This is a genomic window from Achromobacter sp. GQ309 (genome assembly GCF_059759315.1).
Genome location: NZ_JCAXDP010000016.1, coordinates 1 through 1,390, shown reverse-complemented (window position 1 = coordinate 1,390; position 1,390 = coordinate 1). Strand labels below are relative to the sequence as shown.

At 60.9% G+C, this 1,390-nt stretch carries 1 protein-coding gene; it reads right to left on the bottom strand.

What is annotated here, in order from left to right:
• Window positions 1-54: 54 nt before the first annotated feature.
• Window positions 55-1,335 (bottom strand): IS256 family transposase, encoded by a 1,281-nt coding sequence (locus AC6CIE_RS27780; RefSeq protein WP_498094966.1) that lies wholly within the window; start codon window positions 1,333-1,335, stop codon window positions 55-57.
• Window positions 1,336-1,390: the final 55 nt, after the last annotated feature.

The following is a 1,390-nucleotide window of genomic DNA, read 5'->3' as shown; positions in this document are numbered from 1 at the left end:
GGGAGTGTCAGAATTTTTGTGTTCTAGGCATTTGCTCTGACGTTGCATCATTAGCTAGCCTGCCGGCTGTGAGTCGATGCGGGGCCGGGTAAATCGTTCCTCATAGAGGACGGCGAACTGCTGCATGGCCTCGGTCCAGTGGTGTGTGGCCGATCCCCATTTGACGGCGATGTTTCTGAGCGCCAGCCAGAGCAGCTTAATAGCTGCATCGTCGGTGGGGAAGTGGCCGCGCGTTTTGATGATCTTGCGAAGCTGCGCGTTCACGCTCTCTATCGCATTGGTCGTGTAGATCACGCGTCGGATCGCAGGTGGGAACACGAAGAATGGGATGACCTGCTCCCACGCGTCTTTCCAGGCCTTGACGATCATGGGGTATTTCAGTCCCCATGGGCTCGAGGCGAACTCGTCGAGCGCCTGTTGCGCTGCCTGAGCGTTCACCGCGGCGTAGATCGGACGCAGCGCTGCAGCGACAGCGCGGCGCTCCTTCCAGCCGGCGTAGCTCAGACTGTTGCGGATCAGGTGCACGATGCACGTCTGCAGCGTCGTGGCCGGGAACACGACCTCTAGCGCCTGCGGCATCCCTTTTAAACCGTCGGTGACCGCGATCAGGATGTCCTGCACACCTCGCGTTTTAAGGTCGTTGAACACCCGCATCCAGAACTTGGCGCCTTCAGTAGTCTCGATCCACAGGCCTAGAATCTCGCGTGAGCCATCCGGCAGCACGCCCAGCGCCAGGTAGACCGCCTTGTTCTGCACGAGGCCCTCATCCCGGATCTTGACCCGCAGCGCGTCGAAGAACACCACCGGCAGCATCGGATCGAGCGGCCGGTTCTGCCAGGCCTGCACCTCTTCCATGACCTCATCGGTCACCGAGCTGATGAACTCCGGCGACACGTCGGTGCCGTATTGCTCGTCCAGAAATGCTCGGATCTCACGCACGCTCATGCCTCGGGCGTACATCGCGATGATCTTGTCATCGAACCCCGTAAACCGCCGAGCGTGTTTAGGGATCAAGATTGGAGCAAAGCTGCCGTCGCGATCACGCGGGATATCGAGCTTCAGGGGGCCGTCATCGGTCAACACCGTCTTGCGGCTCTTGCCGTTGCGCTGGTTGCTGGACGCCTCGGGCCGGGCCTGTCCAGCCGGATATCCCAGGTGCTGACCCAGCTCGGCGCCCAGCGCGCGTTCGATCAACGCCTTCTTCAACAGCATGAACGTGTCCTGGACCGCCTCAGCCGTCATCGGCCCAGTTACAAGTTCATCGAGCAACTGCTCAGCACTGGCCGGCAGCGCCGGCTTGCTGGACTGCTTCGCGGACTTCGGGGTGCGTGCCATGGTCGGTCTCCTTGAAAACCATCATAGGCCTGCACACAAAAATCCGGACACTCCC

Coding starts and splice junctions, on each gene's coding strand:
- AC6CIE_RS27780 (WP_498094966.1), bottom strand. CDS start 1,335: ATGGCACGCACCCCGAAGTCCGCGAAGCAGTCCAGCAAGCCGGCGCTG.